Here is a 16,148-nt window from a genome sequence, read left to right as displayed (position 1 = left end):
CAGGCCAGACGGACCGCCCCGCCTGACCCTCAGCTCCGGCGCAGCCGCTCGGCCCAGCTTTCCTTGTCGGGGCCGCGGAAGTCCTCGACCGAGTTGAAGTTGCGCTGCGCGAGGTAGTGCATCTCCTTGCGCAGGCGCGCGTCCCATTCGCGCGTCGCCCGCGCCCGCAGCAGCGCCATCTGTTCGAGCAGCTCCGCGCCGCCGGGCAGGCCCTCGACGTAGCGGTGGAAATACCGCGACTGGGTCTCGGCATACTCGCGGGCGGCGGCGGGCTCGCGGGCGTTCAGCTGCGCCATGACCCGGAGGATCTGCCCCATCCACGCCCCGGCCGCGCTGAGCGAAAGGTCGGTGTCGCGCGGCTGGTCCGTGTTCTCGCGCGCCTCCGCGAAGGTCAGGCGGGCGTGGGCGGCCAGCGGCGCCATCGCCGCGCCGGTCACGGCATCGCGGCCATGCAGCGTCAGCGCCAGCCTGACCTGCTCGCCGGGGCGGCCCGGGGGAAGGGTCAGGGCGATGAAGACGTCGCGCGGCTTGCCGCGCAGAAGGGCGCCCATCGGGATCTCGATCCCGTTGCGGGTGCGGCGCGCGGTGGTGGCGCCGAGCGCCTCGGCCATCACTCCGGCGGGCAGGTCGAGCGTCAGCACGAGCGCATCGGCCGCGGTCTGCGCCGAGGCATCGACTTCGGCCGCCAGCACCGTCTCGATCTCGTCGCATTCCTCGGCGTTGAGCAGGCGGCCGCCCCCGGCCTCGGCGATGCTGCCGAGCAGCTGCTCGTCGTAGCCGTCGCCGATCCCCAGCGCCGAGGTGGTCACGCCCCGGGCCAGCAGCTCCTGCGCATGGCGGGCGAGCTCACCCGTCGCGACCACGCCCGCGTTCGCATGGCCGTCGGACAGGATGACGATCCGCGTCGCCTGCCCCGCCCGCGACGGCGACTCGGTCGCCGAGATCACCGCCTGGAACCACCCCTCCGAGAGGTTGGTGCCCCCTCCGGCCTCCATCGCTGCGATCACGCTTCGGGCGTCGCGCCGGCCGGCCTCGTCCATCTCGACCCCGGCGACGCGCACGGTGGCGTCGCTGGCGAAGGACACGAGGGTCAGGCGGTCCTCCGCGCCGAGGCCGTCGAGCGCCCCGATCGCGGCCCGGCGGGCGGCGTCGATCCGGCCGCCGCTCATCGAGCCGCTGGTGTCGAGGGCGAGCCCGAGGTTCATCGGCGGGCGGGCGACCGGGGTGGCCGCGGGGGGCGCGGTGACGCGCACCCGCAGGTAGCGGCGCGAGTCGCCCCGGTCCCAGACGAGCTGGCGGTCCAGGGCGGCGGTCATGGTGAGATCACTGGTCATGCGGCGGCTCCTTGAGGCTGCTGCGGATGAGGTCCGCGATGCGGTCGAACTGCAGGCGGACGGCGGGCGGAAGCTCGCCCGAGACGTGCAGCTCGACGTCGGGGTTGATGGTGAAGACGGTGACGGTGCGGGTCGGCGTGCGCCGGCCCGGGGCGTTGGGCGGCGCTTCGGACGACGGTTGCGCGCGGGTGTTGGCCGGAACGCGGGCCAGCCGGTTCGGGGCGTCGGCCGAGGGGCGCGGGGCGGCCGGGGCCGCAATCGAGCGCAGATAGGCCGCGGCAGAGTTCAGCGGCCCGGGCTGGGGCGTGAGCAAGGCGGCCTGCGCCTCGATCTCGGCCTCGCTCATGGTCCACAGCCGGCGGCGGATGTCGGTGAGGCTGGCCCGGTCGAGTTCGCGCATGGCGCGGATAGCGCGGGCGCGGGCCAGGTTTTCGGGCGGGTAGCCCGCCCCCCGTCCCTGCCGGAGGGGTGGCAGCAGCAGGTCCTGCGCCAGCCACGAGCGCAGGGTCCGGATCTCGACGCCCGCGGCGTCCGAGATGTCCTGCAGCGAGATTTCAGAGTTGTCTGCCATGGCGGCAGAGTTAGATCATACATCTTGTCATGTCAAGATGTATAGTTATTGACAGCGCAGGGCAGATCGGCCCGTGACGGGCCGGTGCCATCGGGCGCACCCGTGCAGGAAGCAAACGGGCGCGGCCCCAGCGCGCGCCGCCGCCGGCAAGGCTCAGGCGCTCAGGCGAGCGCGGCCGCGAACACCTCGATCAGCCGGGTCTTGAGGATCTTCCCCGTGGGCGCCGCGGGCAGGCTGTCGGCGCAGACGATCCGCGAGGGGCGCTTGTAGGGCGACAGCCGCTCGGCGACGAAGGCCGACAGCTCCGCCTCGTCCACCGCGCCGGGGGCGGCGAGCTGGCAGAAGGCCAGCACCTCCTCGTTCCCGCCGGGCAGGCTGCGGCCGATCACCGCCGACTGGACCACGGCCGGGTGCTCGTTCAGCGCCGCCTCGACCTCGGGAGGGTAGACGTTGAAGCCACCGCGGATGATCAGCTCGCGCGAGCGCCCGGCGATGTGCAGGTTGCCGGCCGCGTCGATCCGCCCGAGGTCGCCCGAGCAGAGGAACCCGTCGGCGTCGAAGAGGGCGGCGGTCGCCTCGGCGTTGCGGAAGTAGCCGGGGGTGACGTGCGGGCCGCGGGTCTGAATCTCGCCCACCCCGTCCAGGCCCGGCTCGCGCAGTCGCAGCTCGACCCCCGGCAGCGGCGGGCCGACGCTCACGTCGGGCACGCCGGGCGGGTTGACGGTCAGCGTGACCCCGGCGGTCGTCTCGGTCATGCCGTAGCCGTTCTGCAGCGCGACACCGTAGAACGCCTCGGCCCGCCGCTTCCACTCGGGATCGAGCGGCGCGGCCCCCGACGAGACGTAGCGCAGCCGCCCGCCCGGAGCGTGCGTCAGGCCGCGCGCCGCCGCCTCGGCCATGATCAGCGCGTGCATCTGCGGCACCGCGGGCAGCACCGTGGCACCCGCGGCCAGCGCGTCGAGCACGTCGCCGGCCGAGAACCGCGGCGCCAGCCGCAGCTCGGCCCCCGCGATCAGGCCGGCCAGCATCATCGAGGTCAGGCCGAACACATGGGTCATCGGCAGCACGCCGAGGATGATGTCCTGCGGCCCCAGCTCGCGCATCCGCGCCGACGAATTGCCGCCGAACATCAGGTTCGCGTGGGTCAGCATCACCCCCTTGGGCGTGCCCGTCGTCCCGGTGGTGTAGAGGATCACGGCGACGTCCGGGGTCTCGGGCGGGGCCGGATCGGCGGGGGGCGTCGCGGCCAGCGCGAGCGCGCCGAGCGGCGTCGGCCACGCCTCGGCGCCGAGGCGGGCGGCGTGCTCGGCCGCGGCGGGCGAGACACTGGTCAGGAACACCGTCAGCCGCGGGTCGGCGTGGGCGCGGATGCGGTCGAGCTCGGGCCCGGTCATGCGGGCGTTGACCGGCACCGCGACCGCCCCCAGCCGCGAGGCCGCAAGGACGAGGCCGATCATCGCGGCGGCGTTTTCCGACAGGATCAGCAGCCGGTCGCCGGGGCCGAGCCCGCGGGCGGCGAGCGCCGCGGCCATCTCGGCCACCGCAGCGGCGAGGTCGCCGAACGAGATGCGGCGGCCGTCGTGATCGACGAGCGCGGTCGCCTCGGGGCGGGCGGCGGCCTGGGTATCGAGGACGCTGTGGATCGGGGTCATCGGAACTCCTCGGTCCGTTCAGGCATCGGGGCGGGCGCCTTGGCGCGGGTGAAGACGCCCGAGGCGGTGGCGAGCAGGGTGCCGTCGTCGGCGACCAGCTCGGCGGCGGCAAAGACGATGCGCGCACCCTGGCGGACGATCCGGCCGGTGGCGGTGACGCCGCCGGGGCGGCCGGCGGCGACGAAGTCGGTGTTGAGCGAGAGGGTCAGGAACGGCACCCGGCCGGTGTCGTCCACCGTCAGGCTCGCCGTCGCGCCGCAGGCGTTGTCGAGCAGCATCGCCGCGATCCCGCCGTGCAGCACCCCCGATCGGTTCAGGTGGCGGTCGTCCACCACCAGCCGGCAGCGCGCCCGCCCGTCGCCCTCGCCCACGTCGAGCGTATAGCCGAGCAGCCGCTGCGCCCCGGTCTCGTCGCGGATCAGCCGGCTCATGCGGCGTCCGGGCCAGCGTCGGGGGCGGCGTCCGGGGCCGACAGCGCGATGAACCGCTCGAGATGGTGGTCGCTGTCGCCGAAGCGGGCGTCGGCGGCGATCAGGCGGCGGGCCAGCGGGGCGGCGTCGTATTCCTCGGTCATGCCGATGCCGCCGTGCAGCTGGATCATCTCTTCGGCGACCCGCCGCGCCACCCGGCCGACCAGCGACTTGGTGGCGGCGACATGGAGCTCGCGGTCGGGCGCGTCGAGATGGGCGGCGAGGTTCCACGTCGCCGACCGCGCCTGCTCGACCTCGACCAGCAGGTCGGCCATGCGGTGCTGGATCGCCTGGAAGCTGCCGATCGGGCGGCCGAACTGCTTGCGGGTCCGCAGATAGTCGGCGGTCAGGTCGACCGCACGCTCCATCCCGCCCAGCGCGTCGGCGCAGGTGGCGAGGATCGCGGCGGCCATCGGCCGGTCCAGCAGCGCCGCATCCCCCAGCCGGCGCGCCGGCACGCCGTCGAGCGTCACCTCGGCCGCGCGCCCCCCGTCCATCAGCGGATAGCCCCGCATCGAGAGCCCCGGCGCGTCGGCCAAGACGAGCCACAGCCCATCGGTCGCGCTGACGATGAAGTGGGTGGCGTCCTCGGCCCCCGCGACCAGCGACTTGGCGCCGCTCAGCCGGTCGCTTTCGGCCAGCGTCGCGCCGGTGCCGTGGTCGTAGCGCTGCCCCGGCTCGCCCAGGGCCACGGCGATGCGCGCGGTCCCGGTGGCCGCAGCCTCGGCCAGCTCGCCCTCGCCGGCCGCGGCGAGCACGCCTGCGCCCAGCACCACGCTGTCGAGCAGCGGCGACACCGCGCCCGCCCGCCCCAGCGTGCGGAACACCGCGAGGATGTCGCGCCCCGTGCCGCCAAAGCCGCCCGCGGCCTCGTCCATCAGCGCCGCCCCGGCGCCGAGGTCATAGACGGCCGCCGCGTCCCCGCCCCGTTCGAGCGTCCGGGCCAGGCTTTCGCCCAGCATCTGCTGTTCTTCGGTGAAGTCGAAATCCATCATGCGTCCCCGTCACAGCCCCAGCAGGGACTTGGCGATGATCCCCCGCTGGATTTCGTTCGAGCCGCCGTAGATCGACAGCTTGCGGTTGTTGAGATAGGCGCGCCCCGCCGCTGCCGCCTCGGGCGGGCCGGGGGGCGTCTCGTCGTTGGCGCCCTCGAGCCCCTCGGACGGGAAGGCCAGCGCCCACGGCCCCACCGCGCGGCGGGCAAGGTCGTTGATCGCCTGCCGGATCTGGGTGCCCTTGAGCTTCAGCATCGAGCTTTCCGCCCCCGGTGCCTGCCCTACCGCGGCCTGCGCCAGCATCCGCAGGTTGGTGGTGGCCATCGCCATCAGCTCGATCTCGACCTCGGCGATGCGGGCGGCAAACAGCGGGTTCTCGCTGAGCGGGCGACCGTTCGCCACCTGCGCCCGCGCGATCCGCTTGAGCGCGGCGAGGCTGGCGGTGGCGAAGCCGACGCCCGCGATGTTCGTCCTCTCATGCGTCAGCAGGTACTTGGCGTAGGTCCAGCCCTTGTTCTCTTCGCCGACCAGGTTCTCGACCGGCACGCGCACCTCGTAGAAGAACACCTCGTTCACCTCGGGGGTGCCGTCCAGCAGGACGATGGGCCGCACGGTGATCCCGGGCGAGGTCATGTCGATCAGAAGGAAGCTGATCCCCTCCTGCGCCTTCGCGGCCGGGTCGGTGCGCACGAGGCAGAAGATCCAGTTGGCGTGCTGGCCGAGGGTGGTCCAGGTCTTCTGGCCGTTGACGATGTAGTGGTCGCCGTCCCGCACCGCGGTGGTCCGGACCGAGGCGAGGTCGGACCCCGCGCCCGGCTCGGAGTAGCCCTGGCACCACCAGTCGGTGCCGTCGAGGATGCGCGGCAGGAACCGCTGCTGCTGCGCCTCGGAGCCGAACTTCTGCAGCACCGGCCCCAGCATGGCGATGCCGAACGGCAGCACCCGGGGGGCGTGGGCGAGCGCGCTCTCCTCCTCGAAGATGTGGCGCTGGATGGCGGTCCAGCCGGCGCCGCCGAAGCGGGTCGGCCAGTTGCCGGCCAGCCAGCCCTTTTCCTGAAGGGTCGCGTGCCACTGCTCGGTCTCGGCCTTGGTCAGCTCGCGGTTCAGCCGCACCTTGTCGGCCAGATGCGCGGGCAGGCGGTCCTTGAGGAACTGCCGCACCTCGGCGCGGAACGCCTCGTCCTCGGGCGCAAGCGTCATGGTCATGGGCGTCTCCTTCAGAAAATCTCGATGAGGCCCGCGGCCCCCTGGCCGCCGCCGACGCACATCGTCACGACGCCCCATTTCGCCCCGCGCCTGCGGCCCTCGAGCAGGATGTGGCCTGCCTGACGGGCGCCGGTCATGCCGAACGGGTGGCCAATGGCGATCGAGCCACCGTTGACGTTGTAGCGTTCGGGGTCGATCCCCAGCCGGTCGCGGCAATAGAGCGCCTGGCTGGCGAAGGCCTCGTTCAGCTCCCACAGGTCGATGTCGTCGATGGAAAGCCCGGCGCGTTCGAGCAGCCGGGGGACGGCGAACACCGGGCCGATGCCCATTTCGTCGGGCTCGCAGCCCGCGACCGCGAAGCCGCGGAAGGCGCCGAGGGGGGTGGCGCCCTCGCGGGCCGCGGTCTCGGCCTCCATCACCACCAGCGCGGCGGCGCCGTCCGAAAGCTGGCTGGCGTTGCCGGCGGTGACGAACTGCCCCTCGCCGCGCACCGGGGTCAGCCCCGCCAGCCCCTCGCGCGTGGTCGAGGGGCGGTTGCACTCGTCGGCGGCGAAGGTCACGCGCTCTTCGCGCGTCTCGCCCGAGGCCTTGTCGGTCACGGCGCGCGTCACCTCGATCGGCACGATCTCGTCGGCGAAGAGCCCGGCCTCTTGTGCCGCGGCGATGCGCTGCTGGCTGCGCAGCGCATAGTCGTCCTGGTCGTCGCGGCTGACGCCGTAGCGGGCGGCGACGATGTCGGCGGTCTCGATCATCGGCAGGTAGAGGTCGGGCCGATGCTCTTCGAGCCACGCCTCGCGCGAGTTCCGCGGCGGCGGCTGGACGAGGCTGATCGATTCGAGCCCGCCGGCGAGGATCGCCTTCGCCCCCTCGACGCGGACCATCTGCGCGGCCATCGCCAGCGCCTGCAGCCCCGAGGCGCAGAAGCGGTTCACGGTCGTCCCCGCGACGCTGACCGGCAGCCCGGCGCGCAGCACGATCTGGCGGGCGATGTTGCCGCCGGTGACGTATTCCGGGTAGCCGCAGCCCCAGATGCTGTCCTCGATCAGCGCCGGGTCGATGCCCGCGCGCGCGACCGCGATGCCGGCGACATGGCCACCCATCGTGGCCCCGTGGGTGAGGTTCAGCGTGCCGCGCCCGGCCTTGCCGATGCCGGTGCGGGCGGTGGCGACGATGACGGCGTCCTTCATGCGGTGTCCTTTCCATGATCGGCGAAGCGGCCGCCGGTGTCGGCGAGCCGCCTGAGCAGCGGCGCGACTTGCCAGAAATGCGGGTCGTCCTCGGCGTAGCGGGCGATGTCGGCGGCGATGCGGTCCAGCCCCTGCGCGTCGGCCCAGTGCATCGGCCCGCCGAGCGCGCGGGGGAAGCCGTAGCCGTGCAGCAGCACCACGTCGATGTCGCCGGCGCGCGCGGCGATCCCCTCGTCGAGGATGCGGGCGCCCTCGTTGACCATCGCGGCCATGTAGCGCGCCTGGATCTCGTCCTGCGAGAACGGGCGCGGGGTGATCCCCAGCTCGTCGCGCACGTCCTTGAGCAGCGCCCCCATCTCGGGGTCCGGGCGGCCCTGCGGCGAGGCGTCGTCGTAGATGTAGTAGCCCCGCCCGGTCTTGCGCCCGAGCCGCCGGGATTCGGCCAGCCGGTCGGCGAAGACCGGCACCCGCTCGGCGGGGTGGCGGGTCGGGGCCTTCCGCTGGCGGGTGGCGTAGCCGATGTCGAGCCCGGCGAGGTCGCCGACCTGATAGGGCCCCATCGGGAAGCCCAGCTCGACGATGGCGGCGTCGATCTCGTAGGGCGAGGCGCCGTCCAGCACCATGTGGTCGGCGGCGGCGCGATAGACCGAGAGCATCCGGTTGCCGACGAACCCGTCGCAGACGCCCGCGCGGACGGCGATCTTGCCCATCCGCTTGGCCAGCGCAAAGCCCGTCGCGGCGACCTCGGGGGCGGTCGCGTCGGCGATGACGATTTCGAGGAGCCGCATGACGTTCGCGGGCGAGAAGAAATGCAGCCCCAGCACGTCCTGCGGGCGCTTCGTCGCCGCCGCGATCTCGTTGACGTCCAGATACGAGGTGTTGGTGGCCAGCACCGCGCCCGGCCGGCAGACGCCGTCGAGCGTGGCAAACACTTCGCGCTTCAGCGCCATGTCCTCATAGACCGCCTCGATCACCAGATCGGCCTCGGAGAGTGCGCCGTAATCGGTGGCGGTGCGGAAGCGGTCCTTCAGCATCGCGTCACGGTCGGCGGCGGTCAGCTTGCCGCGCTTGACCGCGCCGTCCTGCATCCGGGCGAGCCCCTCGGCGGCACGGGTCGCGGCGTCGGCGTCCCGCTCGATCAGCGTCACGTCGAGCCCGGCCGAGAGGGCGGCAGCGGCGATCCCCTGCCCCATCGTGCCGCCGCCGATCACGCCGATGCGGTCGACGGCGCGCGGGGTCACGCCCTTCCGCTCGGGCTGCTGCGCCGCCTGCCGCTCGGCGAAGAAGGCGTGGATGAGGGCGGCGCGCTGCGGCGTCTCCATCAGCTCGAGGAAGATGCGCCGCTCGAGCGCCATCCCCTCGTCGAAGGGCAGCGCCAGCCCCTCGGCCACCGCCTCGAGCGCGCGGCCGGGCGCCACCTGCCCGCGGGCGCTGCGGGCGAGCTTGGCGCGCAGGGTGGCGAGTTGGGCGGCGTCCACCGCGGGCGCGGGCTCGGCCGAGAGCCTTCGCGGCGCGGCGCCCTGGGCGAGCAGCGCGCGGGCAGCCGCGATCCCCGCCGCGCGAGGGTCGGTCTCGTCCGCCAGCCTGTCGATCACCCCGAGCGCCAGCGCCTCGTCGGCGCCGATCTGGCGGCCAGAGGTCATCAGCTCGACCGCCGGCCCGACCCCGATCGCCCGCGGCAGGCGCTGGGTGCCGCCGGCGCCGGGGATCAGGCCCAGCGTCACCTCGGGCAGCCCCATCCGCGTGCCGGGCACCGCCACGCGGACGTGGGCGCCGAGCGCGAGTTCCAGCCCGCCGCCCAGCACCGTGCCGTGCAGCGCCGCGACCACGGGCTTTGGCGCCGCTTCGAGCGCGGCGATCACCTCGGGCAGGTAGGGCGGCACCGGGGGCTTGCCGAACTCGCTGATGTCGGCCCCGGCGACGAAGGTGCGCCCGGCGCAGAACAGCACCGCGGCGCGGGCCTCGGCGTCGGCCTCGAACGCCGCGACCGCGTCGGTCAGCCCCTGCCGCACGGCGGCCGAGAGCGCGTTCACCGGCGGGTTGTCGATCTGGATGAACCCGAGGTCGCCCTCGCGGCTGTAGGTCACTGCACTCATGTCGTCGTCCTCGTCATGGTGGGCGGCTGGCCGGTCAGCCGTTCGAGCGTCTGGACCGCCTCGGCGAGCTTCGGCCCGACCTCGGCCTGCATCCGCGCGGCCTCGGCCGCGTCGGGCAGCGCGCCGCAGGTGAAGACCACCGGCTCGGCCAGCTCGGCGGCGCGGAAGGGCGCCGAGACGGCGTTGTAGGGCGCGGGTCCGCCCGGCCCCCCTTCGGTGTAAACGAAGCCGCGGGCCAGCAGTTCGGCCTGCGCCCGGCCCCGGGTCGCGGCCAGGTCGCCGAGGGGCGCGGCCTCGCCCACGGGGAAGTCGGCCAGGACCCGCGCCAGCTCGTCCTCGGTCGCCGCCGCGATCCAGGCCCGCGCCGACGAGAACCCGCGCAGCGACACGGGCTGGCCGACCTCGAGCCAGATCGAGGCCACCCGGCTCGGCCGCCAGGTGCGGATCAGCACCAGCCGCGGCCCGTCGCGCACCGCCAGCACCACCAGCGTGCCGGTGTCCTCGGCCAGCCGCGTCATCAGGTCCACGGCGGGGGTGAGGAAGCTCAGCGACGCGGCCGCCACCTGCCCCACCGCCACCAGCGTCGGACCGGGGCGGAAGCGGTCGTCGCGCTCGGACTGGACGAGGTAGCCGAGCTGCCCCAGTGTCCACGTCAGCCGCGAGACGGTGGACTTGGGCAGTCCCGCGCGCTGCGCGATCTCGGCGTTGCTCAGCCCGTCGTCGCCGATGCGGAAGGCACGCAGCACCGACAGGCCACGGGCCAGCGTGGTGGCGAAGCGGGGGTCGTCGTCGGGTCTGAGCATGGCCGTATCCTCTCGCTCACATCGCGTTGGGGATGACGAGCGAGATCCACGGTATCAGCACCAGGAGCGCCAGCACCACGAGATCCATGGCGAGGAAGCGCATGACCCCGGCGAAGATCGTGTCCACGCTGATCCCGCGCCCGGCGACGTTGCCGATGACGAAGACGTTGAGCCCCACCGGCGGCGTGATCAGCCCGATCTCGAGCAGCTTGACCACGATCACCCCGAACCAGATCAGGTTCATGTCCATCCCCTGGATCAGCGGGATGACGAACGGCAGCGTCAGCACGATGATCCCGATCGGGTCGAGGAACATCCCGAGGAACAGGTAGAGCACGACGATCGCGGCCATCAGCATGAGCGGCGGCAGCCCGGCGTCGGCGATCCACCCCGAGACCATCCCGGCCGAGCCGGTCAGCGCCACGAACGACACGAAGATCTTGGCGCAGGCGGCGATGAGGAAGATGGCCGAGGTCTGCAGCAGGCTCTCGCGCACCGCCGACCACAGCGTGGCGAGTGTCAGGCGGCGCTGGCCGAAGCCGATGGCGACGGTCAGCACGACGCTGACGGCGGCGGCCTCGGTCGCGGTGAAGAACCCGCCGTAGATGCCGCCGATGATCGCCGCAAACAGCACCAGCGCCGGCCAGGCCGAGATCGCGGCGGCCAACCGTGCGCCGCGCGGCATCGGCGTCGGGTCGATCGGCGCGGCCGAGGGGTCGCGCCCCACCCACCACAGGATGACGATGATGTAGCCCGCGAGCGTCAAGAGCCCCGGCAGGATGCCGGCGAGGAACAGCTTGCCGATCGAGGTCTCGGTGAAGATACCGTAGAGGATGAACAGCACCGACGGCGGGATCAGCGAGCCCAGCGTGCCGCCCGCGGCGACCGAGGCGGTGGCGAGCCGCGGGTTATAGCCCAGCCGCAGCATCTCGGGGATGCAGATGCGGCCCATCGTCGAGGCGCAGGCGATGGACGACCCCGAGATGGCCGAGAAGCCCGCGCAGCCCATGACCGAGGCGATCCCCACCCCGCCCGGCACCCGCCGCATCCAGACGTTCGCGGCGTCATAGATCCGCGTGGTGATACCGGCGTGATAGGCGATGTTGCCCAGCGCGATGAACAGCGGGATCATCGACAGATCGTAAGAGTGGATCAGCTCGAAGAAGCTGTTGACCACCAGCGAGGTCGTCGGGTTGATCGCCCGCTCGGGCGCGAAGCTGCCCGACCGGAAGGCGTAGACGAGGAACGTGCCGATGGTGGCGGTGCCGGCGAGCACGAAGGCGATCGGCACGCGCAGCGCCAGCAGCAGGATGACGAGGCCGAAGGCCACAAGTCCGATGGTCGATGCGTCCATGTCAGACGGCCTCCTCTTCGTCGTGGCGCTGTTCGGTGACGGTGCCGGTGCGGCGCAGCTCGGTCAGGTCGGCCAGCGCCACCTGCGCCAGCCGCACCCACATGGCGATCAGCCCGAGCAGGAAGACCAGCCGCATCGGCCAGCGCGGCACGCCCAGCTGGCCGTCGTAGAACTCGCCCGAGGTCCAGGTCGCGTTGAGGTCGCGGGCCGAGGCGTAGATCAGCGGCAGCACCGCGATCAGCGCCACCACCCAGCCCATGACGATCAGCCGCCCGCGCCAGGCGGGTGACATCCGGTCGGTCAGGAAGGTGACGGAGATATGGGCGCGGTGCGCCGTCGCTGCCGCGAGCGGCAGCATGATGGTCGGGATCATCAGCTCGCGCACGAGGATCACCACGTCGGGCAAGGTGCGATGGGCGAATGTCCGCATCGCCACGTCGGTGGCGATCAGCGCGGTCAGCAGGAAGACCGACACCACCGCAAGTTCCAGCATGATCCGTTCGATGGCCTTCATGGCAGGCTCCTCTGCCGCTTCTCGGGTCGGAAGATCGGGTCCGGCGCGCCGGCCCGCGCAGGGCGGGCCACGGGGGCCGGACGGCGCCCTGCCGCGGTCAGGCGGCGGCAGGGGCAGATGGCGCGGGGCCCGGCGGGCGGGCCCCGGTCACGCGGTCAGCGGCTCACTTGGGCGCCCAGGGGTAGCCCTTCTCGTCGCGCAGCTTGGTGTATTCTTCGATCCCGGCCTTGTAGGCCTCGACCATGCCCTTGCCGTCGAGGCCCGCGGCGTCGGCGCGCGCGATCCAGTCGTCGATGTACTTCTGCCCACCCTCGACCAGCCGGGCGCGGTCGGCCTCGGGCAGGACGATGATCTCCTTGCCGCCGTCGCGAAGGATCTGGACCGATTCCTCGTTCGCGGCGCCGAGAATGCGGCCGAACTCGTCGGCCAGCCCCTCGCCCGCGGTCATCAGCGCGGTCTGGTTCTCGGGCGAGAGCGCATCGAAGCTCTGCTTGTTCATCAGGATGCCGAGGGCGCCGATCTGGCCCCAGTCGAGCTCGGTGTAGCTGGTGAACACCTCGTCCAGCTTCAGCGCCTTGACGAGATAGGGATAGGTCTGGGTGCAGTCGATCAGCCCCGTCTCGAGCCCCTGGTAGGCCTCGTAGACGCTCATGTCGACGGGGGTGGCGCCGAGGTCGGCGAAGACCTTGCCATAGACGCCCACGCCGCGGACCTTGAGCCCCTTGAGGTCGTCGAGCGTCTTGATGCTCTTGCCCTTGCAGCCGACCTGCACGGCCGAGGTGGTGTAGGTGCCGACATAGACGAGGTTCTGCTCGGCCAGGTTCTCGCGCACCTTCTCGTCGGTGCGCATGATCCGGTCGACGGCCTTCATGCCCACCCACGGGTCGGTGTTCGGGATCGGCAGGTCGGCGAGCCCATAGGCGATCATGTCGGCGGGGAAATAGACGCCGATGACGCTGCCGAGGTCGGCCACGCCGTCGCGCAGCGACTGCACCGCGGCCTTGTCGGAAAACATCGCGCCGCCCCAGTTCACGTCGATCTTGAGATCGCCGTTCGAGAGCTTGCCGACCTGTTCGACGAACCACTGGGTGCCCTCGGCGCGCACGCCGCGGTTCGGCCCGGCCTCGCCATAGATCAGGGTCGTCTGGGCGCTGGCCCATCCGGCGGTCGCGCAGAGCGCCCCGGCGAGAATCGTCGCGTGAAGCTTGTTCATGATGAAGTCCTCCCTGTTCCGTTCTATGGCACAGTGTTCCACTCAGTGGAACATGAAAAATGACGTCGCGGCATTTTCGGGGTCAGGTCGGACGCGACCTGCCGTTCCAAGAGAGAGGGCGCGCGGCTCCACGCGCGCCCCAGACCCGCTCACGGGCCGCGGTCCCGCCCTGCCCCGCGGCAACCCAAACCCCCGCCACCCCGCCAGATTGCAGCGTTAACGCTAACGCGCTACACCTCGATGACCCCGCATCCGGCCGGAGGAGCCGCGCATGACCCTTCACCCCGTCATCGACCGCGTCACCGACCGCATCCGCGCACGCTCGGCCGAGAGCCGCGCGGCCTATCTCGACCGCCTCGCCCGCGCCGGCGAAGAGGGGCCGCGGCGGGCGCATCTCTCCTGCGGGAACCAGGCGCACGCCTATGCGGCGATGCCCGACAAGGCCGACCTCGCCCTGACCGCGCGCCCGAACCTCGGGATCGTCACCGCCTACAACGACATGCTGTCGGCCCATCAGCCCTACGAGCGCTTCCCCGACCTGATCCGCCGCGCCGCCCACGCGGCCGGCGCCTCCGCGCAGGTCGCGGGCGGGGTGCCGGCGATGTGCGACGGGGTCACCCAGGGCCGCGCGGGGATGGAGCTGTCGCTCTTTTCCCGCGACGTGATCGCGCTCGCCGCCGGGGTGGCGATGAGCCATGACGTCTTCGACGCCGGCCTCTGGCTCGGGATCTGCGACAAGATCGTGCCGGGGCTGGTGATCGCCGCGGCGACCTTTGGCCATGTGCCGGCGGTGTTCCTGCCCGCCGGGCCGATGCCCTCGGGGCTGCCCAACGACGAAAAGGCGAAGGTGCGACAGGATTTCGCCGCCGGCCGCGTGGACCGAGCGGCGCTGATGGCGGCCGAGATGGCCTCCTATCACAGCCCCGGCACCTGCACCTTCTACGGCACCGCCAACTCCAACCAGATGCTGATGGAGTTCATGGGCCTGCAACTGCCCGGCTCGAGCTTCGTGAACCCCAACACGCCCTTGCGCGAGGCGCTGACGGTGGCCGGGGTGACGCGCGCCGCGGCGATCACCCGGCTCGGCAACGACTACACCCCGGTCGGCGCGATGCTGGATGAGCGTGCCTTCGTCAACGGCATGGTCGGGCTGATGGCGACGGGCGGGTCCACCAACCTCGTGATCCACCTGCCGGCGATGGCGCGGGCGGCGGGGATCACGCTCGACCTCGCGGATTTCCACGACATCAGCGCCGCCGTGCCGCTGATGGCGCGGGTCTATCCGAACGGGCTCGCCGACGTGAACCATTTCCACGCGGCGGGCGGCCTCGGCTTCCTGATCGGCCAGCTGCTTCAGGCGGGGCTGCTGCACCCCGACGTGCGGACCGTGGCGGGCGACGGCCTTAACCGCTACACCGCCGAGCCGCGGCTCGAGGGCGACGCGCTCACCTGGGTGCCGGGCGCGGGCGAGAGCCTCAACGACCGCATCCTGCGCCCCGCCGCCGCGCCCTTCGCGGCCACGGGCGGGCTGCACATCCTCGGCGGCAACCTCGGGCGGGCGGTGATCAAGGCCTCGGCGGTCAAGCCCGATCTGCACGTCATCGAGGCGCCGGTGCGCGTCTTCGACGACCAGAACGCGGTCAAGGCGGCATTCCAGGCCGGCGAGTTCACCGCCGACACCGTGGTCGTGGTCCGCTTCCAGGGCCCGCGCGCCAACGGGATGCCCGAGCTGCACTCGCTCACCCCCACGCTCTCGGTGCTGCTCGACCGCGGGCTCAGGGTGGCGCTGGTCACCGATGGGCGGATGTCGGGCGCGTCGGGCAAGGTGCCGGCGGCGATCCACGTCTCGCCCGAGGCGGCGACGGGCGGGCCGCTCGCGCGGCTCAGGGACGGGGACGTGGTGCGGCTCGACGCGGTGGCGGGGACGCTCGACTGCCTCGCCCCCGACTTCGCCACCCGCGAGCCGGTGACCGCCGACCTCTCGGCCAATGCCCACGGGATGGGGCGCGAGCTCTTCGCCGCCTTCCGCGCCCACGCCGCGCCGGTCGAGAACGGCGCCGGGATCGTCGTCTGAACGACGAAACCGCAGGCGCTGCGGCCCGCGGTTTCTTTCCTGCCCAAATATCCTGGGGTCCGGGGCAAGGCCCCGGCCTCGGCGGGGGCAAGCGCCCCCGGCGTCAGCTCACTTGAGCTTGGTCCAGGTCTGCGACTTGCAGATCAGCCCGCCGGCCACGCAGCCCGACAGCTGCATCGACTTGCCGTTCACCTGCGCCTTGCCGTTGTAGATCTTGTCGTCGGCCGGGCGCAGCACCTTGCCCTTGTAGGCGCCGCCGCCGGCCGGGGCCATGCCGATCACGATCTGCTTGCCGATGTTGGGCGACTTGTAGGCTTCCTTGCCCTTGAAGGTCTTGACGATGGTGCCGCAGAAGGCGCCGCCGCAGGGGCTGATCTGCACGAAGGCCGAGGCGCCCTCGTCGGCCTGGGTCTGCCACAGCCCCTCGATCGGATCGGCGGCCATCGCGGCGGTGCCCGCCAGCGCGAACGCTGCGGCGAGAATCATGGTTTTCATAAGGTGTCCTCCCAAGGATCAAGCGCCAGGCGCTGGCGGAATCAGACGGGCAATGGCGCGATTCAGGCAAGCGTGACGTAGGGTCGCGGCGATCACATCCACGTCGCGCCGAACCCCTGCCATGCCCCGCACCAACACCCGCGCGTCTTTCCCCGGCCCCGCGCCTGTGGCATGGACCCCCGAC

Annotated in this window: 14 protein-coding genes; 1 reads left to right on the top strand and 13 read right to left on the bottom strand. The window is 72.4% G+C overall.

The window, feature by feature from the left end; translation table 11 throughout:
• Positions 1 to 29 precede the first annotated feature (29 nt).
• The 12 genes from HGN31_RS14885 to HGN31_RS14830 form a co-directional block, all read right to left on the bottom strand.
• Positions 30 to 1,334: a vWA domain-containing protein gene (locus HGN31_RS14885; RefSeq protein ID WP_168783707.1), complete on the bottom strand. Its 1,305-nt coding sequence runs from the start codon at positions 1,332 to 1,334 to the stop codon at positions 30 to 32.
• A complete protein-coding gene (locus HGN31_RS14880; protein WP_168783706.1) occupies positions 1,324 to 1,905 on the bottom strand; it encodes a MerR family transcriptional regulator in 582 nt (193 codons plus the stop codon). The genes HGN31_RS14885 and HGN31_RS14880 overlap by 11 nt, the downstream gene beginning before the upstream one ends.
• Positions 1,906 to 2,066: 161 nt before the next feature.
• The gene (locus HGN31_RS14875) at positions 2,067 to 3,557 is read right to left on the bottom strand and encodes a class I adenylate-forming enzyme family protein (protein WP_168783705.1); all 1,491 of its coding nucleotides are present in this window, start codon (positions 3,555 to 3,557) and stop codon (positions 2,067 to 2,069) included.
• The gene (locus HGN31_RS14870) at positions 3,554 to 3,988 is read right to left on the bottom strand and encodes a PaaI family thioesterase (protein ID WP_168783704.1); all 435 of its coding nucleotides are present in this window, start codon (positions 3,986 to 3,988) and stop codon (positions 3,554 to 3,556) included. The genes HGN31_RS14875 and HGN31_RS14870 overlap by 4 nt, the downstream gene beginning before the upstream one ends.
• A complete protein-coding gene (locus HGN31_RS14865) occupies positions 3,985 to 5,019 on the bottom strand; it encodes an acyl-CoA dehydrogenase family protein (protein ID WP_168783703.1) in 1,035 nt (344 codons plus the stop codon). Before HGN31_RS14865 ends, HGN31_RS14870 begins: the two co-directional genes overlap by 4 nt.
• A 12-nt stretch (positions 5,020 to 5,031) precedes the next feature.
• Entirely contained in the window at positions 5,032 to 6,228 is a 1,197-nt protein-coding gene (locus HGN31_RS14860; RefSeq protein ID WP_168783702.1) for an acyl-CoA dehydrogenase family protein, read from the bottom strand.
• A gap of 11 nt (positions 6,229 to 6,239) precedes the next feature.
• A complete protein-coding gene (locus HGN31_RS14855) occupies positions 6,240 to 7,415 on the bottom strand; it encodes an acetyl-CoA C-acyltransferase (protein ID WP_168783701.1) in 1,176 nt (391 codons plus the stop codon).
• Positions 7,412 to 9,511, bottom strand: coding sequence for a 3-hydroxyacyl-CoA dehydrogenase NAD-binding domain-containing protein (locus tag HGN31_RS14850; protein WP_168783700.1), 2,100 nt, complete (start codon positions 9,509 to 9,511; stop codon positions 7,412 to 7,414). The genes HGN31_RS14855 and HGN31_RS14850 overlap by 4 nt, the downstream gene beginning before the upstream one ends.
• Positions 9,508 to 10,314: an IclR family transcriptional regulator gene (locus HGN31_RS14845; RefSeq protein ID WP_036703482.1), complete on the bottom strand. Its 807-nt coding sequence runs from the start codon at positions 10,312 to 10,314 to the stop codon at positions 9,508 to 9,510. The genes HGN31_RS14850 and HGN31_RS14845 overlap by 4 nt, the downstream gene beginning before the upstream one ends.
• Before the next feature lie 16 nt (positions 10,315 to 10,330).
• On the bottom strand, positions 10,331 to 11,668 hold the full coding sequence (locus HGN31_RS14840; protein ID WP_168783699.1) for a TRAP transporter large permease: 1,338 nt from the start codon (positions 11,666 to 11,668) through the stop codon (positions 10,331 to 10,333).
• 1 nt (position 11,669) lies between these two features.
• The gene (locus HGN31_RS14835; RefSeq protein WP_036703477.1) at positions 11,670 to 12,182 is read right to left on the bottom strand and encodes a TRAP transporter small permease; all 513 of its coding nucleotides are present in this window, start codon (positions 12,180 to 12,182) and stop codon (positions 11,670 to 11,672) included.
• A 163-nt stretch (positions 12,183 to 12,345) separates the two neighbouring features.
• Positions 12,346 to 13,395, bottom strand: coding sequence for a C4-dicarboxylate TRAP transporter substrate-binding protein (locus HGN31_RS14830; RefSeq protein ID WP_168783698.1), 1,050 nt, complete (start codon positions 13,393 to 13,395; stop codon positions 12,346 to 12,348).
• 271 nt (positions 13,396 to 13,666) lie between these two features.
• On the opposite strand from HGN31_RS14830, the gene edd reads away from it, so the two are divergent.
• Positions 13,667 to 15,469: a phosphogluconate dehydratase gene (gene edd, locus HGN31_RS14825; protein ID WP_168783697.1), complete on the top strand. Its 1,803-nt coding sequence runs from the start codon at positions 13,667 to 13,669 to the stop codon at positions 15,467 to 15,469.
• 108 nt (positions 15,470 to 15,577) lie between these two features.
• Here edd and HGN31_RS14820 read toward each other — a convergent pair whose 3' ends face one another.
• On the bottom strand, positions 15,578 to 15,964 hold the full coding sequence (locus tag HGN31_RS14820) for a DUF2147 domain-containing protein (RefSeq protein WP_036703635.1): 387 nt from the start codon (positions 15,962 to 15,964) through the stop codon (positions 15,578 to 15,580).
• Between the last annotated feature and the right edge of the window lie 184 nt (positions 15,965 to 16,148).

Origin of the sequence: Paracoccus sanguinis, from assembly GCF_012689545.1 — a bacterium.
GTDB classification, from domain to species: domain Bacteria; phylum Pseudomonadota; class Alphaproteobacteria; order Rhodobacterales; family Rhodobacteraceae; genus Paracoccus; species Paracoccus panacisoli.
Note: the sequence above shows the minus strand (reverse complement) of the source record. Positions and strands in the feature narration are given on the sequence as shown.